Source organism: Pedobacter sp. AC163 (assembly GCF_979258665.1).
This window is the reverse complement of sequence record NZ_OZ409872.1, coordinates 4,641,054-4,663,882: the sequence shown is the minus strand read 5'-3', so window position 1 is coordinate 4,663,882 and position 22,829 is coordinate 4,641,054. Positions and strand designations below refer to the sequence as shown.

The window sequence follows — 22,829 nt, the reverse complement described above, 5'->3', positions numbered from 1 at the left end:
GCTGTGGCTTAAATTTAAAAATTTATACGCTAAATACCAATGCGCTAAATGCCAGAACCTGGTGTAGTGCCTGGCTCGTGACCTGGTCCAAATGCATTGTTCTTTCGGTTTTTATCCTTTTCGAATAAATTCGTAGCCTGTTTAGAAGATTTATTATTATCAAGAGAATCATGCTCTCTTACATCTTCAACTTCTTTATCTAGTAAGTCATTCTGAATAACTTTTCCCTTTTCTTTATTAGTTTCCATAGTATTTCAAATTGATGTACTAATGCAACAAGCGAAAATGGAATATTGTTTTTTTTAGTTCTTTAAGGAATCATTTTGACGCAATATACCCACTCGTTTCCATGGAAAAGTCTCATTTGCCTTAAATTTGAACTTATAGCATTGAGCCTGAGAGCTTTCTCAACTCGTGAATACAACCAAAAGAATTGAATTTCCGTTTATGAATTCTGTTAAAATGATGCGATGACTCAAACGAAAACGGTGATAAAATGAATTTGTAAATATGCTTTCTGCTGTCTGATGAGTTCAGATTCTCGGTGCTTGCTACCTGAGCATTAGTTTTTTGATTTTCAATAACGATAAATTTATAAAAGCATTGGCTGCTTTTGAGGGTGAATTAAATTTTCGAAAAATTCGTTTTTTTCTCTATTCAAGAAAATTTTGCAAAGCTGTTTTATAATTGCTTAACCTTATCCTAAAGAGATATTTGATAAGGTTTCGTTGAGGAACTCATGTGTCTTGGCTTTTGGATAGCCTTTATCTTAATTAAATATAAGTTTTTCTTTTGAGATTTGCAAGGGATTTAAAAATTGCCGGTGACTGACGTCAACAGTAATGAAATGCAACTAACTTCGAACTGAAGCTATTAATATCATTGCCGTCCCTGCTTCAGCAGACGGATTTAAAAATTTAATACCTTTCCCAAGCACTCAAACCTATATTAAATAAACCTGATTGCCGTGGAAACCAAAAGCTTTTTCTGCTTTGGTTGGAATAGAAAGCAGGACTAACCTTAATCAATGAGCTGCACTTGCTTTCCAAAAAAATCGCAAAAAAAAGTCTCGAATTGCTCCGAGACTTTTTCCTATTTGGTTACTGATATTTTTAGGCTAAAGCATTTTGCTTTATCACCATTTTAACTTTATCAATTACGTAATCCAGTTCCTCTTTAGTAGTATATTTACTAAAAGAAAAGCGAACTGATGGACGATTTGGGTCGGCTTTGATGCCATTTAAAACGTGAGAACCAATGTTCGAGCCTGAAGAACAAGCGCTACCGCCAGAGGCACAAATGCCATTGATATCCAAATTAAACAACAACATATCGGCCATGTCCATTTCTGGAAACGACACATTTAATACGGTGTAAAGACTTTTGTCTGCATCTGTTTCTCCGTTGAAGCCAATTCCCGGAATCTCGGCAATCAATTGTTCTTTTAGATAATCTTTTAACCCCTGAATGTGGCTTTGATGTTCGGCCATTTCTGCATAGGCAATTTCCAACGCTTTGGCCAGCCCAACAATGCCGTAAACATTTTCGGTACCACCACGCATGTTACGCTCTTGTGCACCCCCATAAATCATCGGTGGAATTTTGATGTTGCTATTTACATACAAGAAACCCACCCCTTTCGGACCATGTAGCTTATGTGCCGCACAAACAATGAAATGCGCTCTTAATTCACGCACATTGTGTACGTAATGCCCCATGGTTTGCACCGTATCGGCATGATATATGGCGTTATATTTTTCGCAGATATCGCCAACTTTAATCATATCGGTTAAAGTACCCAATTCGTTATTTGCATGCATTAGCGAGACAAAAGTGCGATCGTTGTTTTGCAATAACTCTTCCAGATGGGCATAATCTACATTACCTTTTTCATCAATATTGACGAAACTTAATTTATCAATTTCGCCATTTTTGAGCATCGTATTTAAGGTATGTTCTACCGCGTGATGCTCAATTTTAGAAGTGATGGCATGCTTAATTCCATAAGCAGAAATGCCACACCGGATAGCAGTATTATCTGCTTCGGTACCTCCAGAGGTGAAGAATATTTCGGATGGTGAGGCACCTAAAAGGCCAGAAACCGTTTTACGAGCTTTCTCTACCAGCGTTCTAACCTCTCTCCCTAGTGCATGAATAGCAGATGGATTGCCAAAATGGTTTTCCATTACATTGGTCATTTCAGCAATTACGTCTTTATCCAATGGCGTTGTAGCTGCATTATCTAAATAAACTCTTTTCATGTACTAGTTTAATTTAAGTATTTCTTTGATGTCCGAAATAATTTTGTTCGCTAAATTTTCTGCAGTGGCTTCGTTTTCTGCTTCGCTATAAATACGGATAATTGGCTCGGTATTAGATCTGCGCAAATGAACCCAGGTTTTATCGAATTCGATTTTTAACCCATCGATAGTGCTGTAAGGTTGGTTTTTGTACTTTTCCTCAACCTGTTTTAACAAATTATCGATATCCATTTCTGGTGTAAGGGTAATTTTATTTTTTGAAATATGGTATTGTGGGTAGCTGCTTCTTAACAATGAAATTGATTTTCCAAATCTGGCTAAATGGGTTAAAAATAATGCAATACCAACCAAAGCATCTCTGCCGTAATGCGATTCTGGATAGATAATGCCGCCATTACCTTCGCCGCCAATAATTGCATTGGTTTCTTTCATTTTGTTAACTACATTCACTTCGCCAACCGCTGATGCGTTATATTCCGAACCAGCTTTTTCAGTAACATCTCGTAAAGCCCGTGTTGAAGAAAGATTAGAAACGGTATTTCCTGGCGTATTTTTTAACACATAATCGGCAACGGCGACTAAGGTATATTCCTCGCCAAACATGCTTCCATCTTCATTTACAAAACATAAACGGTCCACATCTGGATCAACCACGATCCCTAAATCGGCATTTTGCTTTTGTACCTCTTTTGAAATTTCAGTTAAATTTTCGGGAAGCGGCTCAGGGTTATGTGGAAAGTGACCGTTAGGATCGCAATATAATTCGGTAACTCTTGTTACGCCCAAGGCTTTCAACAAAGCAGGAATAAAAATTCCGCCGGTCGAGTTTACACAATCAATAACAACCTTAAAATCGGCTTTTTTTATGGCATCCACATCAACTAATGGCAATGCTAAAACCTTATCTATATGTTTCTGTAGGTAAGTATCATTTTGTATAACCTTACCTAATTGATCCACCTCAGCAAATTCGAAACTTGCACTCTCGGCTAAGTCGAGCACTTCTTTTCCATCTAAATCGCTGATAAATTCTCCATCTGCGTTTAGCAACTTCAAGGCATTCCATTGTTTCGGGTTATGGCTGGCGGTTAAAATAATTCCTCCTCCTGCTTGTTCATCCGGAACTGCAACTTCTACTGTTGGTGTTGTTGAAAGGCCTAAATCGATTACCTCAATCCCTAATCCTTGGAGGGTTCCAATAACCAAATTGTTCACCATTTCGCCTGAAATACGTGCATCGCGACCTAATACGATTCGTTTGTTTCCTGTTTTTTGTACTACCCAGCTACCAAAAGCCGCTGTAAATTTCACTATATCTATCGGTGTTAAGCCGTTTCCAGCTTGTCCGCCAATGGTTCCTCGTATTCCTGAAATCGATTTTATTAAAGTCACTTTGTGGGTTTTATTTAAAGTTCAAAAATAAGAAAAAAAACAAGATAGCAGCTATTTTAGGCTGCCTCGGCTTGTTAATTTACATTGTTTTTATATCTATTTATACGATATATTTAATAGAAATTCGGTTAAGGTTTTAGTCAAACGTGTGATTGGTTTTTATTTTTTTCTGGAAAGCCAGAGCAATAGTGCATCGGTTTCTGCAGTCCCGCCATTCATTACAGTCTTTTTCAAACCTCTGTCATTCTGAGGCACGAAGAATCCCTGCCTACCGCAGGCAGGTGTTTCATCGGTTGTAGATGCTTCGTGCCTCAGCATGACAGTATATTAAGGTTGCTGCAATAAAAAAGTATTTCCATTACTGTCGGGTTTGGAGCAATCAAGATTGTGAGGGAAAACTAATAATTGCTGCCGTCATTGCGAAGCAAGAAGCAATCTTACTACTTGAACTTTGTCTTCGTTTAACCCAAAGCTTTAAGATTGCTTCGTGCCTCGCAATGACGATTGATCTAAAACAAACCTTTCTTTCTAAACCTGACAACAGCGGCAGCCCCGAGTTTTTCTACGAGGGCTACAGCGAATGGCACGGCTATATTGCCCAATGATAAACTGAACGTTGATTTCCAAAACAAAAATCATTTTAACAATTATAAATTGCTTCGCTGTGAAATTAATGTACTTTGTTTATCTCAATTTTATCTAAGTTTGCAAATTCCAAAACAAAAAGGCTTTTTATATGCAACGTAAGTGGTTTCAATATTGGTTTAATTCGCCATATTATCATATTCTTTATCAACAAAGAAACGATGCAGAAGCCGAATTTTTCATCGATAAGTTAACAGAATACCTTAGTCCGGCGGCCGATTCGAAAATGCTTGATATTGCTTGCGGGAAAGGTAGGCATTCTATTTATCTCAATAAAAAAGGCTTTGATGTTACAGGAATCGATCTATCAGAACAAAGCATAAAATACGCCAGGCAATTCGAAAACAATAAACTGCATTTTTTGGTGCATGATATGCGGAAATTGTTTTATATCAACTATTTTGATGTGGCGTTAAACTTATTTACCAGTTTTGGTTATTTTGATACCGAGAAAGACCACGTGAATGCGCTTAAAACGTTTAGAAAATGTTTAAAAACCAATGGAACCCTGGTTATAGATTATTTTAATTCTGAAAAAATCGTCAGAAATTTAAATCATTGCGAAGTTAAATCGCTTGATGGCATTGCCTTTAATATCACTAAAAATGTAGTGGAAGGGAAGATTATCAAAAAAATAAATTTCGATGATAAGGGCAAAACATACAATTTCGAAGAACGGGTTCAGGCTTTTAGTTTTGAAGATTTTGAGCGTATGTTAACCAAAGCAGGCCTGATGGTTCAAAAAGCTTTCGGCAGTTATGCGCTCGACAATTTCGATGCATGCAACTCCGATCGTTTAATTTTAATTTGTAAAAAGGCATGATAGAAAGCATACAGCAATTTGATGTTGAGCTTTTTTTGAAAATCCATCGTGGACTTTCTAATGGCTTTTTCGATTGGCTGATGCCTTTAATGCGCAATCGTTTTTTTTGGTCGCCGCTGTATATTTTTATTATTGTTTTCTGCATTAAGCAGTATAAAAAACAAGGATACTATATTATTGGAATGGTACTTTTCACCTTCGCCACGGGGGATTTGATCGCATCTCGTTTAATAAAACCGTTTGTGGCCCGGGTAAGGCCTTGCAATGATTTCAGTTTGGCAAATGATATTATTCACCGGGTGCCATGCGGCAGTGGATTAAGTTTTCCCTCAGCCCATGCTACCAACCATTTTGCTATTGCTGTGTTTTTAATTTGCGTATTTTACGGTCGCTGGAAGCCTATTTTGCCTCTTGGGCTATTTTGGGCAGCAATAATTAGCTTTGCGCAAGTTTACGTGGGCGTCCATTACCCGATAGATGTAACTACAGGTGCAATATTGGGAATTTTGATTGGTTTTATCTGTTCGAGAATATTTAAAAAATTACAACCCGAATTTTAATGGAAGCTTGGAAATTTGCCGTACTTTTTTTCTGCGCTTTTTTAGGCGGCTCGGCCATTTTTTTGGTCAAAAGTGATAAATCAAAACTACTGAAATTAATCCTTTCTTTCAGTGGCTCTTACCTATTTGCCATTACGGTTCTGCACCTGATACCCGACGCCTATAGCGGGCCCGACAAAGGTGAAATTGGTATTTTTATATTGGTAGGTTTCTTATTGCAGGTTTTTTTGGAGCAGTTTTCTGAAGGTGTAGAACACGGACATATCCATAAGCACCACGATGGAAATGTTTTTCCATTCGGGATTATGATTAGCCTTTGCCTGCATGCTTTTTTAGAGGGTATGCCACTTGCCAAAGATCAGCATAACGAACTTATTTTTGGAATCTCGTTACACCACATTCCAGCGGCATTTGCTTTGGCAAGCATTTTAATGCAAAACCATTTCAAAAAAGGAAGCATCATCATGTATTTGATAATTTTCGCCGTGATGGCCCCGCTTGGCTTTTATGTAAGTGTTGGTTTAAGCAACGGAACCATTGGAGGTATCGATGCTTATTTCAACAAAATTATGGGAATTGTAATTGGTATTTTCCTGCATATTTCCACTACAATTTTATTCGAATCGAGCGCAGACCATAAAATTAATACCCGAAAAATGATTGCTGTTCTACTTGGAATTGGCGTGGCTTTAATTGGTTTCTTTGCCGGGCATTCTCATTAGTATTTCCAATTGAGCAAGGTTTTATCTGAAAACATTCAGTATATTAGAACATGGAAGAGATTGTAAATGAGCCTAATGTAGAATACAAAAAGAGGCATTTTACTGTTACTGAATATCTGGAGATGGAAAAGGCATCGCAAGAAAAGCATGAGTATTTTCAGGGCGAAATATTTCCTTTACACCGAGACCAAAGTGATGGAGTAAAATCAATGTCAGGTGCTAGCTTTAATCATAATCTTATTTTCTCTAGCCTCTTCGGATTTCTTTCAACGAAGCTTGCAGGTTCCAAATGTATTCCCTTTGGTAGCGATATGCGAATGAACATACCAGAAAATACGCTATTCACCTATCCTGATATTTCTGTCTATTGTAATGGAATTAAGCATTCTACTGATGATAAGGATACCGTTTTAGAACCAACTGTTATTATTGAAATTCTTTCTCCATCAACTAAAGATTATGATAGAGGAAACAAATTTCGACTTTACAGGGATATTCCAACATTAAAGGAATATATTTTAATTGATACTGAATCAATATTAGTTGAAGCATTTTACCTCAACGAAAAGCAAAATTGGGAACTTATAGAATACAAGGAAATTAACAACTCATTAAATTTTGTTTCGATGGGATTCGACGTAGCTTTGAGTGATATTTATAAGCATGTACGTCTCTAAAAGTTGGAACTGAAAATTGAAGACCGCCAATTGAATTACTTCTTCTCTTTCTTCTTCCCATAACCCCAGGGACAATGCTTGCATTTATTTTTACAACAATATCCACGTTTTAAATGGTATGCCGCTGTAAAAACCATTAATCCGTCTTCGTTAAAATAAAAGTCTTCGCCCTCTTTCATAATTAATGAGTGAATGATTGAATCTTGAATGAGTGAATATTTGCAATCATCAGGATTTTGAAAATCCTTAGATACTAAAAATCCTGTTCCTTAGTTTAGTATTTTTACCTCCAGCTTACCCTCAAAATATTCTTTTAATTGATTGCCATCTCCATGCAAGGTCCAAACTTGTTTCGGTTGTACTTTTTCAATAGTTTCTAAAATCGCATCCCAATCTGCATGATCGGAAATGTAAAGAGAAATTCCATTTTGTTGTTGCAGATTCTTCCAACCCGATGCAAAAGCCCGAACAACATTTATCGCTTTGTGGTAACTATGAAAAACCATCGGCGGAACAATATAAACCTGGTGCTCATGATTATTCTTCATCACCTTTCTATCATACATTTTATAGTTACCAATTTTCATCCCGAAGTCTTCGTAAATTTTAACAAAGGGCATAATGCTATGGTGGACCATCACATTTTTTGTAGAACAATGTTCACTTAACAACTGAATAATACGTTGACTTTTCCCTAAAGCATAGGCGCCCAGCATAATATTGGCTGAAGTTTCGTTCAGTTTCTTAATCTCATCAATTGGAGAAGGGTGCTTCGTTTCGGGGTTGGCGAACGTACTTTCGGTAATTAAAACATCTGCTTTCACAAACTCGAAAGGCTCGCAAGTAGCATCTGGCTCTATCTTATAATCTCCTGTGTAAAGGTATTTTACATTTTGATATTCCATTAAAACCTGCGCCGAACCTAAAATATGCCCTGCAGAATAAAACGTGATGGCTACATCCTTAATTTTAAACGTTTCATGGTATTTTTTAAGATGAAAATCTACCGCCGCAAATTTACGGTAACGGTGTTTCATAAAGCTTTCTGTTGCAGCAGTGCAGTAAACATTCTGACTTCCACCGATAGCATGGTCGCCATGTGCATGAGAAACCACGGCATCATTTACAGGTTGTTGCGGGTCTAAATAAAAATCGCCATAAACACAATATAAACCTGTTGGCGTAATGGTGATAAAATCGTCTAAAATCATGACTAGGTTCTGTTGGATTTAAGGATAAGGCAGGATTTTAGGCTATTAGACATATTATTAAAAAATGATTTGATAAAATATTTGAGATGAGTATTAACTAAGCGTATTGGCGGCCAGGTTTAAAAACTCTTTGTGTAGGGCAAGAACTTGCTCGATAATAGAATGTGCTTCATCATTCATGATAAAATGATTGGCCATTTTAGCTTTTTCGTCATCACTCATCTGCTTGTCCATCCTTGCTTTAACTTGTTCTGCAGTGCTATTGTCGCGTTGCATCACACGGTTTATTTTCACATCTGTTGGCGCAGTAACCAGAATTGTTGTATCGCACATTTTGTAAGAACCACTTTCAAAAAGCAAAGCAGCCTCTTTTAACGTGTAAGGAGCGTTAGGATTCACATTGGCTTCCCACCTATCAAAAGCCCTAAAAACTGCAGGATGAACTAAGGCGTTTAACTTCGCCAATTCGGCTTCATTATTAAACACAATACCTGCGATGTGTTTATTGTTTAGCTTTCCTTCTTCGAAATAACTTTCCTCACCAAAGGTTGATTTTATAGCTTCAATAAGCAATTCATCTTCAACCATCATATTCTTGGCTTCAGTATCGGCATAAAAGATTGGAATACCCAGAACCTCGAAAACCTTACAAACTGTTGTTTTGCCACTACCAATTCCGCCTGTTATCCCAACTTTATACATTATTTTTCTACTACAAAATCTATTTTCGATGGGCTTACGCTAATCAGTTTGCAATAATCTGGAAACTCAGTAATCTTTACAGCAAACTGGCGATGGTTTAGGTTTTTCCATTCATCAACATCAATGGTTGCCGTAATAAAATTTGCATCAACTTGTGCATAACTGCCCAAGGCAACCAAAAATGTTACCTTAACTTTCTTTGGATAAAGCTTAATGCTGTTGTAATTTCTGTTATTTAATATCTTCAACGGCACCTCAACAGTCTTCTCGGTAAACTCATCAACTGAAAGTTTTACTTCGGTTGATGATGGATAAATGCTTACGTTTTTATGAATACTATGTTGGAGACCAATTCGAGCTGTGGTGCTGTTCTGTAAATTATTTATTTTTAAAGTATCTGTAGGCCAAGCAATAATTTTGCTCAATTCTTCTTGTGGGCCGGCTACAGTGACTGTTTTTGGGTTCAGTATCACCTCACTCGCCAATCCATACTGTTTATGAAATGCCAGTTGACTCACCAATTTTATATTAACTTTTTTAATGATCTGTTTTGTAAAATCGAAATACAAGGTATCTGGCTTAACCGAAATCACCTTTTGTGCACTTCCTACCTGTTTATTAATATTATAAAGCTGATCGGATAGAACTACAAAGTCCCTTGCATTTAGTTGACTCAAATTAACTGAAATTGATGGCGGACTTATCCTCAATCGGGCAAAGACAAGTTGCCAACCAGTGCCTTCCACCTCTAAATCTAGGGTATCAGTCTGTAAAGGATAAAAAGCTCTTTTAGCAGGTTTATTTTTGAATACAATAACCGTTTTCGCTATGTAATTGTATTTATTATTCAATGCCATGAAAAGCCAAGCCGCTATAGCCAAAAATAAACAGGCTAATAGTGTTAAAACACGTCGTCTTTCAATTTTAGTTAATCTAATAAAGGGCATATTATAAATTAAACAACTTACCGCATCATTTGTGCTCGATAAAGCAATTCTTCCAAATGTAACAATTTATTAATTCCTATGTAATAAAAGAAAACGGATTTTGAAAAGAGGTTTTCTATATTAGCACCATCAATCTGAATTATGAAAAAAATCATCTTATTACTGCTTGTCTCCGCCTTATCATGTTATGCATTTAGCCAAAAACGGTCAAACGTTTATTATTTTAAAGATGGAGTTCCTGTAAAAAATAATGAATCAGCCGATTACCGAAGGGTTATTCAAGAACCAGACTCTGGATCGAAATTTTATAACCTTTACGAGTTTTATGCAGATAATACGGATAAAACGATTGGCAAGCTATCTAACTTTGAACCTAATCTGGTTTATGAGGGAGAGCTTAAACGCTTTAATAAAAAAGGAATTTTAATTGAAAAAACCAATTATCTGAATGGCAAGCCAATTGGCGAATCATCATCATATTATGCCAATGGGCAATTGGCAAGAGTTATTCTATACGATGATGCGGATAAATCTGATAAACAGAAACGTTCTGCTTTCAAAGTGATTTCGGGTTTCGATTCTTTGGGAAATCAATTTATAAAAGATGGCAACGGACACTTAAATATGAATAAACGTGAAGAAGGAGATTATGTGAATGGTTACAAAGATGGCGAGTGGAAAGGTAAAATAGGTAAAGATAGCTATGTTGAAAAGTATAATAATGGATATTTTATTGACGGCATTGCAACATTTGAAAACGGAGAGACAAAAAAGTATAAAACCGAAGAAGAAAAGCCAGATTATCCAGGTGGAATAACTGAATTCTACAGGTATTTATCCAGAAATTTTAAATACCCATCTGAAGCCCTAAGAAATAAGATCTCTGGGAAATTATTTATCAGTTTTGTTGTCGAAAAAGACGGGAAGTTATCTAATTATAAGTTTAAAAACGACCTGGGTTATGGAACCAGGGAAGAAGCCATCCGTGTTTTGAACGAGTGCCGCAATTGGAACCCGGGGTTACAACATGGCATTCCAGTAAAGGTGTCTTACAATATCAATATAAACCTGGCGCAACAATAACAAACAAAAAAGGGTTCCGAAATTCGGAACCCTTTTTCATGCTAAATGCATTGATTATGCTTTTGCTACAGGAGGAACAACTGCTTTGGTTGCATCTAAAGAAACCGCCGATTTATCGAAGCGAATTTTCACTCCACCTTCTACTTCGATTAAGAAAGTAGTATCGTTCATATCAGCGATACGGCCGTGAATACCTGCAGTAGTGATAATCTTATCACCTTTTTTTAATCCTTCTATTAATTTTTTATGGTCTTTAGCTTTTTTAACCTGTGGACGGATCATGAAAAAATAGAATACTACCGCGATAGCACCTAACATAATTAATTGTCCGTATTGGCCAAATCCACCTGCTGCTTGTAAAATTACTGTTGATGTCATTTCTTATTTATTTGATTATTGATTGTAAGTAAGGGTATAGGTACAAAACCAAACCTTAACATTTTATTTTTTTGTAAGCACCTCGCCTACCAAGTGTACCGTTGAAACTGTTGGGTTTGCATTTGAAGTTACTGTTACCACTTTATCCTGCATTCCTTCTTTCCCTGTACTATTAAACACAACTTTAATTACACCTTCTTTTCCCGGTAAAATAGGTTCTTTCGGCACTTCTGGAACGGTACAACCACAAGTGGCTGTAGCATTTGAAATGATTAAAGGGCTTTTACCTGTATTCTTAAATTTGAATTGGTGTTCTACACTTTCACCTTGGTTAATTTTTTCGAAATCAAAAATATCTTTCTCAAAAACAATTATTGGTGCATCAGGTGAGGCAATTGTAGTTGCTGCCAACGAATCATTTCCTGCAACGTGATCTGTAGAATTGTTTGCATTTCGGCAAGCTGTGAAAGAGATTGCTGCAATAGCAAGGATGAATAATTTTTTCATTATTAGTCTTCAATTAATCCGCGACCGATTTTTTTAATCGTATTTGTCTTCTTAAGGTCGCCTAAAATTTTGTCTAAAATACCGTTAATAAACGAATTACTTTTCGGCGTACTGTAATCTTTTGATAGCTCCAAATATTCGTTAATGGTTACTTTTACAGGAATTGATGGAAAGTTTAAAAGCTCGCAGATAGCCATCTTCATCAAAATGGTATCCATTAAAGCAATCCGTTCCGACTCCCAATTTTTTGTACGCTCTGCAATCAATTCCTGGTATTTAGCATCATTCTGCAAGGTGTGTACAAATAAATCTTGCACAAATTTGCTGTCTTCCACCCAATCAGCGCTTATTTCGGTAAGTTTATTTTTGAAAGGATCGTCAGACGTAAAGTTCTTCAACGTTTTTGCAACCATTCCTTTCATCACCTCGTGATCTACCTGCCAATTGATAAATTTCTCTTCGAAAACCTGGATAATACCCTGGTTTTTTAAAATAATTTTTCTGAAAATATATTTGATAATATCTTTTGACGATTCTAAGCTTTCGTTCGGATCTGCAAGATAATCGGCATATTCCTGAGATGCTTTTAAAGAATTATATACTGTTTTACGGATTTCTGGATCGAAGCCCCAATCTACTTTGTATTTTTTTACCGCAGAAACATATTCTGGGTTTTGCTGCATTAAAACGCTAAACTTGTTGTGTAGCAGTTTCATATTTGGATTTAAATCCTCAGCAGTTTTAAGGTATTTGTTAGCACGTTCTGCAGCATCGTTTGCTGTAAACTCTGTAACTTCAACCATCAATGATAACATCCAGATGTACATTTCGTACACGCTATCAATACTTTGCATTAAAGTTTTCAAATCTCCTTTAATGTCTTTTTTGTCTGCCATGTGCCAAGCAAAAATATTTTGCAAAGCTTTGATTCTTAAGTGCCTTCTATTTAACATGAATGTAAGAACGAGTGCGGTTTATAAAACCTATTTTAATAATTATTTAATATGATGATTTAATTTTTTTAACATCTGCAATACGCTTTTCAGCAATTCTGTTTGCAGCAATATTTGTTGATATTTTCTCGGCTTTACTCAACTTGATTACGTTACGTGTAGCCTCGTAAATATTTTCGGTAAGTTGCACTGTACGTTTTTTTCCAAAACCAGTCCATTCAGAGTAACAAGCAATTAAGCCACCAGCATTAATTAAATAATCTGGCGCAAATAAAATGCCTTTTTTCAAAAGCAATTCGCTGTCTAAAACCTCATCTTTTAACTGATTATTGGCCGAACCTGCAATAATTGCAAACTTCATTTTTGCAATGGTTTTATTATTAACCGTTGCTCCCATTGCACATGGCGCATAAACATCCGCATCGCAACCAAAAATTTTATCAGCCTCAATGGGTTTTGCTTTATATTTTCGGGCAACATAAGTTAATTGCTCCTGGTTAATATCACTTATTAAAACCTCTGCATTTTCCTTTCTAAGCAAAGCAACCAAATGTTCGCCCACATTGCCAATTCCTTGTACTACAATTGTCCTGCCCGCAAGCATGTCGGTTCCAAAAACCTCTTTCACACTAGCTTTAATGCCTAAATAAACCCCCTGTGCCGTAAATGGAGCTGGATTTCCTGCCCCTCCAATTGATTCGGGAACGCCGGTTACATAATTGGTTTCCATGCGGATATACTCCATGTCCCGAGTATTGGTCCCCATTTCTTCAGCTGTAATAAACTCGCCATTAAGGTTTTTAATAAACCTGCCATAGCTACGCATTAAAGTTTCGGTTTTATCTTTACGAGAATCACCGATAATTACGCCTTTTCCGCCACCTAAATTTAATCCGGTAATTGCCGATTTATAGGTCATCCCACGCGATAAACGCAAGGCATCTTCCAAAGCTTCGCCCTCTGTTGCATAGCTCCACATCCTCGTTCCGCCTAAAGCCGGACCCAAGGTAGTATCATGTATCGCGATAATTGCCTTTAAGCCCGTATCAGGATCATTACAAAAAACCAATTTTTTATGCCCGTAAGCACTCAATTGCTCTAAAATGGAAAAATCTGACGAAGAATTTGCTGGCATATTGAACGTTCGGCTAATCTGCTGCAAAATTAAAATAAAAAACGATTAATACACTTATATAAATAAACTATTTGCGTTGCTACTACAAACAATTATTTAGATGGTTTTTTCAAAAGCAATTTCCGCTGTATTTGTGCATACAGTCTCTCAATTGCTAAAACTTAGACTGCTTTGCGCTTCAATACTTGTTAGTGTTAGATAGGGCGTTCTTAACAAAAGGTATTGTTTAGGCACTGTGTTATTTAATTAGCTGTTATTGATAATGCGTTAAATCAAACAACCTCCTCGATCTCTTTAGCTTAACCTTTCAAAACCTAATAATGTCATTATTTTTTTAAAGCTTAGCTATTGAAACATAAATATGCGGCACGAAATAACAAATTTATCTAAGTTTGTATTGCATGAAACATCTTAGCAGATTAAACAAATACTTTTTAAAATATAAGTGGTGGATTATTCCGGGCAGTATTTTCGTGGTCATCTCCAATATTTTTGGCGTGGTGCCAGCTCAGGTAATCGGCTATGCGGTAGATTTAATTACTGAAAATGTTCAGGTTTATAATCTTTTTGGAGGTTTTAATCGTCAGGAAATCATTTACGATATTTTTAGCAGCAACCTATTATTTTTTGGATTGCTGGTGGTGGCATTGTACGTATTAAGGGGTTTGTTCCTGTTTTTCATGAGGCAAACCATCATTCTCATGTCTCGGCACATTGAGTTTGATATGAAAAACGATATCTATCAGCATTATCAAAAATTAAGCCTGGGTTTTTACCGCCGCAACAATACCGGCGATTTGATGAACCGGGCAACTGAAGATGTGAATCGCGTGAGGATGTATGTTGGACCAGCGATTATGTATACCATTAATACATTTGTTTTATCTGTGCTGATCATCTGGTCTATGTTTGATGTAAACTCGAAATTGGCCATATATTGCCTGTTGCCCCTTCCCTTTTTAGTCATCATTATATATTATGTAAACACTTTGATTTTCAAAAAAAGCGGAAAAATCCAGGAACGATTATCAGATTTATCAAGCTTTGTGCAAGAACGTTTTTCAGGTATCAGAATTATTAAATCTTATGTACGCGAAGATTATACCCGCAACATGTTTGAGATTCAAAGCAATGAGTATAAAAAAGATTCGATGAGTTTGGTAAAGGTTTCTGCCCTTTTTTACCCTACTATGCTTTTGTTAATTGGCTTGAGTACCATTTTAACTATTTACGTGGGCGGTAACCAGGTAATGAATGGCAGTATTACAGCAGGAAATATTGCCGAGTTCATCATTTATATCAATCAGTTAACTTTCCCGGTAACTATGCTGGGTTGGGTAACCTCCTTAATACAGCGGGCGGCAGCTTCTCAAAAAAGAATTAACGAATTTTTAGACATTCCTTCCGATATTCAATCAACAAACAATGAAGAGAAAGAAATTCAAGGCAACATCAAATTTGAAAATGTTAGCTTCGTTTATCCTGATACAGGAATATTAGCGCTTCAAAACTTAAGTTTTGAAATTAAGAGCGGTGAGTTTGTGGCAATTATTGGAAAAACAGGTTCTGGAAAATCAACATTGGCAAACTTAATTATGCGGATGTATGATGTGGAGCAAGGAGCTATCAGTGTTGATGGGGAAAATTTAAAATCGTTAAACCTTAAATACTACCGCAACCAGATTGGCTTTGTGCCACAAGAGGTTTTTCTATTCTCTGATACGATCAAAAACAATATTGCTTTTGGTTTAGATAAAGTTACGGATGAAGCAGTATACGATGCTGCTAAAAATGCTTCGGTTTATCATAACATCATTGATTTTGATGAAAAGTTCGAAACCATGTTGGGCGAAAGAGGAATCACACTTTCCGGCGGACAAAAACAACGTGTATCCATTGCAAGGGCTTTAATCAAATCTCCTAAAATTTTGATATTCGACGATTGTTTATCTGCGGTTGACACCAAAACAGAGGAGGAAATTCTCCAGAATTTGGGTAAAATCATGAAAGATAGAACCAGTATCTTAATTGCGCACCGGATTTCAACCATAAAAAATGCCGATAAGATTTTGGTACTGGACGATGGTAAAATAATAGAACAAGGTACACATGATGAATTGCTTAACCTTAACGGAAGTTATACTGAGCTTTATCATAACCAATTATTGGAAGAGGAAACAAGAACAATTTAAATTGTATCAAAATTGTATTTTGTACTTTAAATATTTGCTTTATATTTACCGAAACCAAAAACCAACATCAATACCAACCATGGGAGAATTCGACAACAAGGAAAGAGAAGAAGTTTTTTCAAAGAAAGTAAGAGCAGGTAAGAGAACTTATTTCTTCGACGTGAAGGCTACTCGCTCAGGTGATTATTATTTAACCATTACCGAGAGCAAGAAAAGATTAGAAGACGGTGTATTCGTAAAGCATAAAATCTTTTTATATAAAGAAGATTTCGAAAAATTTGCTGAAGGATTAAACGAAACTGTTGACTATATTAAAACTCACCAGGATGTTGTGGAGAAACGTTATGAATACTCTGAAAACGGAGAACATAGCGCAAAAACAAATGATGATTTTTCTTTTTAATAAATTATAATTTCGAAATAAAAGCCCTTGTCTCATCAACAAGGGCTTTTTATGTGTCTGAGTTTTTTACTGTATTATGCGACGGCCATGCCAGCACCGACCATGAATATTAATAAAAAGTAAAAGGCTATTATGGCAATGGTAATCGATCCCCAAAATTTAAATAAGGATTTTAAACTTAGTATCGCAGAATTTAAACTTTCCTGATCACCGAATAAGACGCCCTGTTTACCTTTATTAGCTATTTTATTAAGCAAAATGCTTGGATAAAACAGAAGCAAACCCAGTACGAAATAAATTACCGTTACTATGGTTGTTCCACTTGAACCCAATTGCCCCATTTGAGTGGCCACAGCAGGATTACTATTAATTAATGCAGGTATGCTAAAGGCTGCAATAATTACAAAAATTGAAACAACAAAACCAACTACGGAAAGAAATTTTGCCCATTTAGTAATATCATAAAGATAACTGCGTATATCTTCTGTTACTACTAATTTCACTTCAGCCGGTTTCTGCTCCTCAAATTCTTCTATCATCTTGTTTTAATTTTCGATAAACTTAGATAAAATATACTGGCGCTACAAATTCGAATCTCTAAATAAAGGTTTAAAAGCTTATCTTTGCCGCCTGAAAAAGGTGAGAAGTGAGAAGTGAGAAGTGAGAAGTGAGAAGTGAGAAGTGAGAAGTGAGAAGTGAGAAGTGAGAAGTGAGAAGTCAAATCGTAAATCGTAAATTAAAAAATATAAATGGCATTACAATGTGGTATTGTGGGTTTACCAAATGTTGGAAAATCGACTCTTTTTAACTGTTTATCAAATGCAAAGGCACAAGCTGCTAACTTTCCGTTTTGTACAATTGAGCCAAACGTTGGCGTAATTACTGTGCCTGATGATAGATTGACCAAACTTGCTGAACTGGTTAAGCCAAACAAGGTACAACCTAATACGATTGAAATTGTTGATATCGCGGGTTTGGTAAAGGGCGCTTCGAAGGGTGAAGGTTTAGGCAACCAGTTTTTAGGAAACATTCGTGCTACGAATGCAATTATCCATGTTTTACGTTGCTTCGATGATGGCAATGTGATCCATGTTGATGGTTCTGTTGATCCCATTCGCGATAAAGAAATAATTGATACAGAGTTGCAATTAAAGGATTTGGATACTGTTGACAAACGTATTCAAAAGGTGGAAAAGATGGCAAAAACGGGTGGCGATAAAGATGCTAAACGTACTTATGAAATTTTAACGGTTGTTAAATCTCATTTAGAAAACGGAAAATCTATCCGTACCGCAGCACTGCCTCAGGAAGACTTTGATTTTATCGAAGATTTAGGCTTATTGACTCAAAAACCAGTAATGTATGTCTGTAACGTTGATGAAGCATCGGTAGTAACCGGAAATAAATATGTGGATTTAGTCAAAGCAAATGTTGCAGATGAAAAAGCTGAAGTTTTGGTTATTTCAGCAAAAATCGAATCGGAGATTGCCGAACTGGAAAGTTATGAGGAGCGCCAGGAGTTTTTGGCAGATTTGGGCTTAGATGAATCTGGTGTAAACAAACTAATTCGTGCAGCTTATAAATTATTAAATTTATATACCTATTTCACTGCAGGTGTACAGGAAGTAAGAGCCTGGACCATAACAAAAGGCTTTACAGCACCACAAGCAGCTGGTGTGATTCACACCGATTTTGAAAAAGGATTTATCCGTGCTGAAGTAATTAAATATAATGATTTCGTAACCTTGGGTTCGGAAAATGCTTGTAAAGATGCAGGTAAATTAGGTGTAGAAGGAAAAACCTATGTAGTAGAAGATGGCGACATTATGCACTTTAGGTTCAATGTATAACCCGTAAATTCTCTAAAGCAAATTTAAAGTTATAGAGCCACTCGAGAGAGTGGCTTTTTTTTGGATTTATTTGCCACGGAAACATTGAATTAGGCTTGAATTGCCGTATTGAAAGGCCAGCTATGCAAAACTTAAATAGTTGCTCGATCTTAGTTTCTTAAACCCGATTGAAGTGACATCCCCTGACTTTTCATCAGGGATATAACGGAAAGCGGGAACAGACAATAAAAAAAGATCCTGTCTTTGCTTTCCAAATAACTGAAACAGTCGAAAATTCGACCTTACGATCTCATTTCAAACCGACACAAGCGAAACTAAATTTCTAAACCGTAAGCTGCCAGTTGCGCTTTCGTATCCTCATAACTGGTATGATGAATGCCTTTCAGTCCTAAACCTTCGGCAACCTGAACAAAAAGCATTCTATCGTCTATATATAAACTGGTTTCTACATCGCTCTGCGAAATATCTATCGCCACTTTGAATATATCGGCATCGGGTTTACGGAAATGAACGAAACTCGACGACACGAAAAAATCAACAAATTCATTTAATTTAAATGTGCTGATTCGATATTGATTTAACTCTCGCCCTTCGTTACTGATTACTGCAACTTTTAAATGATACTTTTTCTTCAAATCGCAAACCAATGCAACCATTTCAGGATAGTCTAGGGATTTACTAAACATGAATGCTTTGAAGTCATCATAACTAAATGACCGTTCTTGAAAGAAAACAATGCGTTCTAAATATTCATCCAAGGTAAGTTTCCCCACCTCATAAGTATCAAATGTAAGGTGATGGCGTTCCTCCAGATCAACAGAATCTAAATTAAATAATACCGCAGCTTCGCCCCTTGCTTGCCTGTCCCATCCGTTTGTTAACAATACCCCACCAATATCGGTGAAAAGCGTAGTAATTTTCGTTCGCATTTTTAAAAATTAAAGTAAGATTCCACTTAAAAACAATATGGCAAAAGAGAAGTAAATGATTAAACCGGTAACATCAACCAACGTAGCCACAAAAGGCGTAGAAGACACTGCCGGATCGGCGCCTACTTTTTTTAGAAGCAAAGGCAACATAGAACCCATTAATGTTCCCCAAAGTACAACACCTATTAAAGAGCAGCCTACCACAAGTCCAATTCTGATATAATGATCGGTAAAACCAGGCCAAAATAACTGCCATGAGGCGATAACTGCGAAGCTTAACAAACATAAAGTACAACCTAATAATATGCCAGAAAAAATTTCTCGTCGCATTACATTCCACCAATCTCTAACGGTAACTTCGCCGAGAGCCATAGCTTGAATAATTAAGGTTGCAGCTTGCGAACCACTATTGCCACCGCTTGAAATGATTAAAGGGATAAATGTTGCCAAAATTACAACCTGAGCAATTTGATTCTCGAAATTCGACATCGCAGCGATGGTAAGCAGCTCTCCGAAAAACAAAACAATTAACCAAACCACCCGCTTTTTATATAACTCAAAAACAGGAACATCCAAATAAGGTTCATCTAAGGCTTGAGACCCCCCTATTTTGTGAATATCTTCTGTATATTCTTCGTTTGCGATCCAGAGAATATCATCAACGGTTACAATACCCAAAAGAATATTATTCTCATCAACAACGGGCAAAGCCACCCGATTATTCATTCTGAAAATGCTGATGGCATCTTCCTGCGGATCATTCGCTTTCAACGCGATAAAACGTTTATCGGTTAATTCCCCTATTATCGCTTCAGGGTCGGCCAGTAAAACTTCTCGGATTCGAATATCATCAAGCAAAACTCCATCTTTATCAATTACATACACCACATCGATTGTTTCCGAATTTTTACCATACCGTCTGATGTGTGCTAAAACTCGGGTGATTGACCATTCTGGTTTCACAGCGATGTAATCGGGCGTCATTAAACGACCGATACTATCCTCTTTGTAACCTAGAAGTGCAAGAGATTCTTTTCTTTCTTCTGGAGGCAAAAGGGTAATCATTTTCTTAACTACATCACCCTTCAGCTCGCTAAAAAGTGCGGTACGATCATCTGGAGGAAGATCTTTAATAATTTGATTTAGTTTATTTCCAGTAAGTTTTTTGATAATTCTTTCCTGAGTTGGAAAATCGAGAATTCGGAAAACGTTAACAGCTCTGTTTGAAGATATTGTTTCGATAAATTTGGCTGCATGTTGTGGAAGCTCGTCAATTAACTCTTCTACATCCGAGATATTCAGTTCATCAAGATAGCGCTTTAACGCCTTATCATTCTCTTTTTCAAGCAATTGCTGAACCTCTTCTACAACCAATTCTTCCATAAACGATTCTTTTATTCTTTACATGCCTAAACCTTTATTAGCGGTTCGCAAAGGTGCATTTTTATTTTTAGAAATGCCAATTTAGACGTTAACAGCATGTTAAATTTTGACTTCCCACACAATTAAACTAACACAATCCCTAGACTATTAACAACTTAGAAAGGCATCGGTAAAAGATAGACTGAGATTAGTTCCAACAAAAAACCACCATAAAATAATTATGGTGGTTAAAGGTGTGCTCCCGACGAGATTCGAACTCATATCGATGGTACCGGAAACCATAATTCTATCCATTGAACTACGGGAGCAAGGCTGCAAATATAGAAAATCAAAATGTTAGTTTCTTGTATTATTGAAGGTAAAATCAACATTATTTGAATAAAATTTGAGGTTGATGTTCCTGATTAAAAAGAATTCAATACAAGTTCTTTGAAAAAATTCCGTTATAGGTTTAATCGTTATTTGTAGTTTTGATTGAAACACAAATTAAACCTAAAACAAAAATCTTTAACATGAACATTACCAAAAATCTTTTTTTAACCGCAATTATTGGCCTTTCTACTGTAACAATGTACTCTTGCAAGAGCAAGAAATTAATAACCAAACCAGATCCTGCTCCTGTTTCAAAACCTACCCCACCGGTTGAAGAAAAAAAACCCATTGCACCTCCACCAGCGAAAGAGGAAGTTGCAGTTGTTGAAAAACCAAACTTCAATTTAGATAATATTCAATTTGAGTTTAATTCGTTTGTGTTAAAAACGTCTTCGTTTGGTATTTTAGATAAAGCTGTAGCTGAAATGAAGAAAGCGCCAAATACTAAATTTGTTCTCCATGGCCATTCATCTGCAGAAGGTACTCCAGAACATAACATGTCGCTTTCAATTGATCGGGCGAATGCGGTAAAATCATATTTTGTGAACGCCGGCTTGGATGGTTCAATTTTCACAATTGTGGGTCACGGTGAAAAGGAGCCAATTACGTCAAATGCAAGTGAAGAAGGAAGAGCTGTAAACAGAAGAACTGAAATTAAGGTTCAGAATTAGATCTCGGTTCTTGCTGCGCTCAAACGGAATTAAAAAAAATGAACAAGCCGTTTGAGTCACATTTAAATAAATAAAAAACTACTTTAAAGCCTCTAAATGAGGCTTTTCTGTTCATTATAAAATTTATTTGAAAATATTAACTGATTTTTCTAACTTTCACAAACTGCTTATTATCTCTTTCATCTAAACATCTGTATCGTGCATCCTATACTCATCAGGAATAATGTAAAAATACTCGGTAAAGGTAATCAAGTTATTGTATTTGCACATGGTTTTGGGTGCGCACAGAGTTCATGGAAGTACATGACAGATGCATTTCTAGATGATTTCAAAGTGATACTCTTTGATTACGTTGGTTCTGGCAGCTCGGATAAAACTCAATACGATTACCACAAATACTCCACTTTAGAGGGTTATGCCTGTGATGTCCTTGATATTATCGAAACTCTTGGACTTAAAGACATTATTTTCGTTGGCCATTCGGTAAGTAGTATGATTGGGATGATCGCCGCTTTGCAAAAACCCGAAGCCTTTAAGAAACTCATTTTTATTGGGCCTTCTCCTAGATACCTTAACGATAGGGATTATATTGGCGGTTTTGAAGCTGCTGATATTGAAACCATTTTCACACAAATTGCCGAAGATTATGTTAGCTGGACTAAAGCGATCGCTCCAATAGTAATGAATAAAGCTGAAGAACCAGAATTAGCTGGTTTTTTGCAAGGTTGTTTTGAAGAAACAGAGCCAAGCATTGCACTGGCCTTCGCCATGGCAACATTTAAAGCAGATTACCGCGATCATTTAGAGAAGTTTGATATTCCGAGTTTAACGCTGCAAAGTAGCAATGATATCATGGCACCCTTCTCTGCTGGTGAATACATTCATCAAAACACAAGAAATAACTTCTTTGTAGTGATGAAAGCGACCGGGCATTTCCCACACATTAGTGAACCTGAAGAAACCATAAGGGAGATTAAGGATTTTATTGCTCATGAAAATATTCACACAACACGTGATGAGCTCTATGCCTAGC

General features: G+C 36.5%; 25 protein-coding genes and 1 tRNA gene. 10 read left to right on the top strand and 16 right to left on the bottom strand.

Annotated features, from left to right (window positions below; all coding sequences use genetic code 11):
- Positions 1–44: 44 nt before the first annotated feature.
- The 4 genes from ACZZZK_RS20095 to ACZZZK_RS20080 all read right to left on the bottom strand — a co-directional run bounded on the left by ACZZZK_RS20095 (position 45) and on the right by ACZZZK_RS20080 (position 3,971).
- Positions 45–248: a hypothetical protein gene (locus ACZZZK_RS20095; protein ID WP_056851293.1), complete on the bottom strand. Its 204-nt coding sequence runs from the start codon at positions 246–248 to the stop codon at positions 45–47.
- A gap of 864 nt (positions 249–1,112) precedes the next feature.
- Positions 1,113–2,261, bottom strand: a complete 1,149-nt coding sequence (locus tag ACZZZK_RS20090) for a cysteine desulfurase family protein (RefSeq protein WP_463485679.1) — start codon at positions 2,259–2,261, stop codon at positions 1,113–1,115.
- A gap of 3 nt (positions 2,262–2,264) precedes the next feature.
- Positions 2,265–3,653 carry a phosphoglucosamine mutase gene (gene glmM / locus ACZZZK_RS20085; RefSeq protein WP_463485678.1) on the bottom strand — a complete coding sequence of 463 codons (1,389 nt, stop codon included), beginning with the start codon at positions 3,651–3,653 and terminating at the stop codon, positions 2,265–2,267.
- A gap of 159 nt (positions 3,654–3,812) precedes the next feature.
- Positions 3,813–3,971 (bottom strand): hypothetical protein, encoded by a 159-nt coding sequence (locus ACZZZK_RS20080; protein WP_463485677.1) that lies wholly within the window; start codon positions 3,969–3,971, stop codon positions 3,813–3,815.
- 418 nt (positions 3,972–4,389) lie between these two features.
- On the opposite strand from ACZZZK_RS20080, the gene ACZZZK_RS20075 reads away from it, so the two are divergent.
- The 4 genes from ACZZZK_RS20075 to ACZZZK_RS20060 are packed head-to-tail and all read left to right on the top strand — an operon-like array spanning position 4,390 to position 7,080.
- Positions 4,390–5,121, top strand: coding sequence for a class I SAM-dependent methyltransferase (locus ACZZZK_RS20075; protein ID WP_463485676.1), 732 nt, complete (start codon positions 4,390–4,392; stop codon positions 5,119–5,121).
- Complete coding sequence (locus ACZZZK_RS20070) at positions 5,118–5,681, top strand: phosphatase PAP2 family protein (protein ID WP_463485675.1); 564 nt, start codon at positions 5,118–5,120, stop codon at positions 5,679–5,681. The genes ACZZZK_RS20075 and ACZZZK_RS20070 overlap by 4 nt, the downstream gene beginning before the upstream one ends.
- A complete protein-coding gene (locus ACZZZK_RS20065) occupies positions 5,681–6,403 on the top strand; it encodes a ZIP family metal transporter (protein ID WP_056851298.1) in 723 nt (240 codons plus the stop codon). The genes ACZZZK_RS20070 and ACZZZK_RS20065 overlap by 1 nt, the downstream gene beginning before the upstream one ends.
- 50 nt (positions 6,404–6,453) lie before the next feature.
- Positions 6,454–7,080, top strand: a complete 627-nt coding sequence (locus ACZZZK_RS20060; protein WP_463485674.1) for a Uma2 family endonuclease — start codon at positions 6,454–6,456, stop codon at positions 7,078–7,080.
- Positions 7,081–7,115: 35 nt separating this feature from the next.
- Here the strand turns inward: ACZZZK_RS20060 and ACZZZK_RS20055 are convergent, their stop codons facing one another.
- From ACZZZK_RS20055 to ACZZZK_RS20040, 4 genes are all read right to left on the bottom strand, one after another.
- Complete coding sequence (locus tag ACZZZK_RS20055) at positions 7,116–7,259, bottom strand: DUF5522 domain-containing protein (RefSeq protein ID WP_162237770.1); 144 nt, start codon at positions 7,257–7,259, stop codon at positions 7,116–7,118.
- Positions 7,260–7,349: 90 nt separating this feature from the next.
- On the bottom strand, positions 7,350–8,291 hold the full coding sequence (locus tag ACZZZK_RS20050) for an exonuclease (protein WP_463485673.1): 942 nt from the start codon (positions 8,289–8,291) through the stop codon (positions 7,350–7,352).
- A 93-nt stretch (positions 8,292–8,384) separates the two neighbouring features.
- Entirely contained in the window at positions 8,385–8,993 is a 609-nt protein-coding gene (gene coaE / locus ACZZZK_RS20045) for a dephospho-CoA kinase (RefSeq protein ID WP_463485672.1), read from the bottom strand.
- Entirely contained in the window at positions 8,993–9,940 is a 948-nt protein-coding gene (locus tag ACZZZK_RS20040) for a YbbR-like domain-containing protein (protein WP_463485671.1), read from the bottom strand. The genes coaE and ACZZZK_RS20040 overlap by 1 nt, the downstream gene beginning before the upstream one ends.
- 141 nt (positions 9,941–10,081) lie before the next feature.
- Here ACZZZK_RS20040 and ACZZZK_RS20035 point away from each other — a divergent pair, with 141 nt between their 5' ends.
- Positions 10,082–11,023 carry an energy transducer TonB gene (locus tag ACZZZK_RS20035; protein ID WP_463485670.1) on the top strand — a complete coding sequence of 314 codons (942 nt, stop codon included), beginning with the start codon at positions 10,082–10,084 and terminating at the stop codon, positions 11,021–11,023.
- A gap of 54 nt (positions 11,024–11,077) precedes the next feature.
- On the opposite strand, the gene yajC is transcribed toward ACZZZK_RS20035, so the two are convergent.
- The 4 genes from yajC to ACZZZK_RS20015 all read right to left on the bottom strand — a co-directional run bounded on the left by yajC (position 11,078) and on the right by ACZZZK_RS20015 (position 13,996).
- On the bottom strand, positions 11,078–11,401 hold the full coding sequence (gene yajC / locus ACZZZK_RS20030) for a preprotein translocase subunit YajC (protein ID WP_056851304.1): 324 nt from the start codon (positions 11,399–11,401) through the stop codon (positions 11,078–11,080).
- 63 nt (positions 11,402–11,464) lie between these two features.
- Complete coding sequence (locus ACZZZK_RS20025) at positions 11,465–11,908, bottom strand: DUF1573 domain-containing protein (RefSeq protein WP_463485669.1); 444 nt, start codon at positions 11,906–11,908, stop codon at positions 11,465–11,467.
- A 2-nt stretch (positions 11,909–11,910) separates the two neighbouring features.
- Positions 11,911–12,861: a transcription antitermination factor NusB gene (nusB, locus tag ACZZZK_RS20020; protein WP_265799794.1), complete on the bottom strand. Its 951-nt coding sequence runs from the start codon at positions 12,859–12,861 to the stop codon at positions 11,911–11,913.
- A 46-nt stretch (positions 12,862–12,907) separates the two neighbouring features.
- A complete protein-coding gene (locus tag ACZZZK_RS20015) occupies positions 12,908–13,996 on the bottom strand; it encodes a Glu/Leu/Phe/Val family dehydrogenase (protein WP_463485668.1) in 1,089 nt (362 codons plus the stop codon).
- A 401-nt stretch (positions 13,997–14,397) separates the two neighbouring features.
- Here ACZZZK_RS20015 and ACZZZK_RS20010 point away from each other — a divergent pair, with 401 nt between their 5' ends.
- Both ACZZZK_RS20010 and ACZZZK_RS20005 read left to right on the top strand, forming a co-directional pair.
- A complete protein-coding gene (locus ACZZZK_RS20010; RefSeq protein WP_463485667.1) occupies positions 14,398–16,188 on the top strand; it encodes an ABC transporter ATP-binding protein in 1,791 nt (596 codons plus the stop codon).
- A 79-nt stretch (positions 16,189–16,267) separates the two neighbouring features.
- Positions 16,268–16,591, top strand: coding sequence for a DUF3276 family protein (locus ACZZZK_RS20005; RefSeq protein ID WP_463485666.1), 324 nt, complete (start codon positions 16,268–16,270; stop codon positions 16,589–16,591).
- Between the two features lie 74 nt (positions 16,592–16,665).
- Here ACZZZK_RS20005 and ACZZZK_RS20000 read toward each other — a convergent pair whose 3' ends face one another.
- On the bottom strand, positions 16,666–17,130 hold the full coding sequence (locus tag ACZZZK_RS20000; RefSeq protein ID WP_463485665.1) for a hypothetical protein: 465 nt from the start codon (positions 17,128–17,130) through the stop codon (positions 16,666–16,668).
- Positions 17,131–17,340: 210 nt separating this feature from the next.
- On the opposite strand from ACZZZK_RS20000, the gene ychF reads away from it, so the two are divergent.
- Positions 17,341–18,441, top strand: a complete 1,101-nt coding sequence (gene ychF / locus ACZZZK_RS19995; protein WP_463485664.1) for a redox-regulated ATPase YchF — start codon at positions 17,341–17,343, stop codon at positions 18,439–18,441.
- Positions 18,442–18,755: 314 nt separating this feature from the next.
- Here the strand turns inward: ychF and ACZZZK_RS19990 are convergent, their stop codons facing one another.
- The 3 genes from ACZZZK_RS19990 to ACZZZK_RS19980 form a co-directional block, all read right to left on the bottom strand.
- Positions 18,756–19,370, bottom strand: coding sequence for an HAD family hydrolase (locus tag ACZZZK_RS19990; protein ID WP_463485663.1), 615 nt, complete (start codon positions 19,368–19,370; stop codon positions 18,756–18,758).
- 9 nt (positions 19,371–19,379) lie between these two features.
- Positions 19,380–20,753 (bottom strand): magnesium transporter, encoded by a 1,374-nt coding sequence (gene mgtE / locus ACZZZK_RS19985; RefSeq protein ID WP_265799802.1) that lies wholly within the window; start codon positions 20,751–20,753, stop codon positions 19,380–19,382.
- A gap of 236 nt (positions 20,754–20,989) precedes the next feature.
- A tRNA-Arg gene (locus tag ACZZZK_RS19980) sits at positions 20,990–21,061 on the bottom strand.
- A gap of 204 nt (positions 21,062–21,265) precedes the next feature.
- Here ACZZZK_RS19980 and ACZZZK_RS19975 point away from each other — a divergent pair.
- Together ACZZZK_RS19975 and ACZZZK_RS19970 are read left to right on the top strand one after the other, a co-directional pair.
- Entirely contained in the window at positions 21,266–21,796 is a 531-nt protein-coding gene (locus ACZZZK_RS19975; protein WP_463485662.1) for an OmpA family protein, read from the top strand.
- A 198-nt stretch (positions 21,797–21,994) separates the two neighbouring features.
- Positions 21,995–22,828, top strand: a complete 834-nt coding sequence (locus ACZZZK_RS19970) for an alpha/beta fold hydrolase (protein WP_463485661.1) — start codon at positions 21,995–21,997, stop codon at positions 22,826–22,828.
- Position 22,829 lies beyond the last annotated feature (1 nt).

Coding starts and splice junctions, on each gene's coding strand:
- ACZZZK_RS20095 (WP_056851293.1), bottom strand. CDS start 248: ATGGAAACTAATAAAGAAAAGGGAAAAGTTATTCAGAATGACTTACTA.
- ACZZZK_RS20090 (WP_463485679.1), bottom strand. CDS start 2,261: ATGAAAAGAGTTTATTTAGATAATGCAGCTACAACGCCATTGGATAAA.
- ACZZZK_RS20080 (WP_463485677.1), bottom strand. CDS start 3,971: ATGCTGAGGCACGAAGCATCTACAACCGATGAAACACCTGCCTGCGGT.
- ACZZZK_RS20075 (WP_463485676.1), top strand. CDS start 4,390: ATGCAACGTAAGTGGTTTCAATATTGGTTTAATTCGCCATATTATCAT.
- ACZZZK_RS20070 (WP_463485675.1), top strand. CDS start 5,118: ATGATAGAAAGCATACAGCAATTTGATGTTGAGCTTTTTTTGAAAATC.
- ACZZZK_RS20065 (WP_056851298.1), top strand. CDS start 5,681: ATGGAAGCTTGGAAATTTGCCGTACTTTTTTTCTGCGCTTTTTTAGGC.
- ACZZZK_RS20060 (WP_463485674.1), top strand. CDS start 6,454: ATGGAAGAGATTGTAAATGAGCCTAATGTAGAATACAAAAAGAGGCAT.
- ACZZZK_RS20055 (WP_162237770.1), bottom strand. CDS start 7,259: ATGAAAGAGGGCGAAGACTTTTATTTTAACGAAGACGGATTAATGGTT.
- ACZZZK_RS20050 (WP_463485673.1), bottom strand. CDS start 8,291: ATGATTTTAGACGATTTTATCACCATTACGCCAACAGGTTTATATTGT.
- coaE (WP_463485672.1), bottom strand. CDS start 8,993: ATGTATAAAGTTGGGATAACAGGCGGAATTGGTAGTGGCAAAACAACA.
- ACZZZK_RS20040 (WP_463485671.1), bottom strand. CDS start 9,940: ATGCCCTTTATTAGATTAACTAAAATTGAAAGACGACGTGTTTTAACA.
- ACZZZK_RS20035 (WP_463485670.1), top strand. CDS start 10,082: ATGAAAAAAATCATCTTATTACTGCTTGTCTCCGCCTTATCATGTTAT.
- yajC (WP_056851304.1), bottom strand. CDS start 11,401: ATGACATCAACAGTAATTTTACAAGCAGCAGGTGGATTTGGCCAATAC.
- ACZZZK_RS20025 (WP_463485669.1), bottom strand. CDS start 11,908: ATGAAAAAATTATTCATCCTTGCTATTGCAGCAATCTCTTTCACAGCT.
- nusB (WP_265799794.1), bottom strand. CDS start 12,861: ATGTTAAATAGAAGGCACTTAAGAATCAAAGCTTTGCAAAATATTTTT.
- ACZZZK_RS20015 (WP_463485668.1), bottom strand. CDS start 13,996: ATGCCAGCAAATTCTTCGTCAGATTTTTCCATTTTAGAGCAATTGAGT.
- ACZZZK_RS20010 (WP_463485667.1), top strand. CDS start 14,398: ATGAAACATCTTAGCAGATTAAACAAATACTTTTTAAAATATAAGTGG.
- ACZZZK_RS20005 (WP_463485666.1), top strand. CDS start 16,268: ATGGGAGAATTCGACAACAAGGAAAGAGAAGAAGTTTTTTCAAAGAAA.
- ACZZZK_RS20000 (WP_463485665.1), bottom strand. CDS start 17,130: ATGATAGAAGAATTTGAGGAGCAGAAACCGGCTGAAGTGAAATTAGTA.
- ychF (WP_463485664.1), top strand. CDS start 17,341: ATGGCATTACAATGTGGTATTGTGGGTTTACCAAATGTTGGAAAATCG.
- ACZZZK_RS19990 (WP_463485663.1), bottom strand. CDS start 19,370: ATGCGAACGAAAATTACTACGCTTTTCACCGATATTGGTGGGGTATTG.
- mgtE (WP_265799802.1), bottom strand. CDS start 20,753: ATGGAAGAATTGGTTGTAGAAGAGGTTCAGCAATTGCTTGAAAAAGAG.
- ACZZZK_RS19975 (WP_463485662.1), top strand. CDS start 21,266: ATGAACATTACCAAAAATCTTTTTTTAACCGCAATTATTGGCCTTTCT.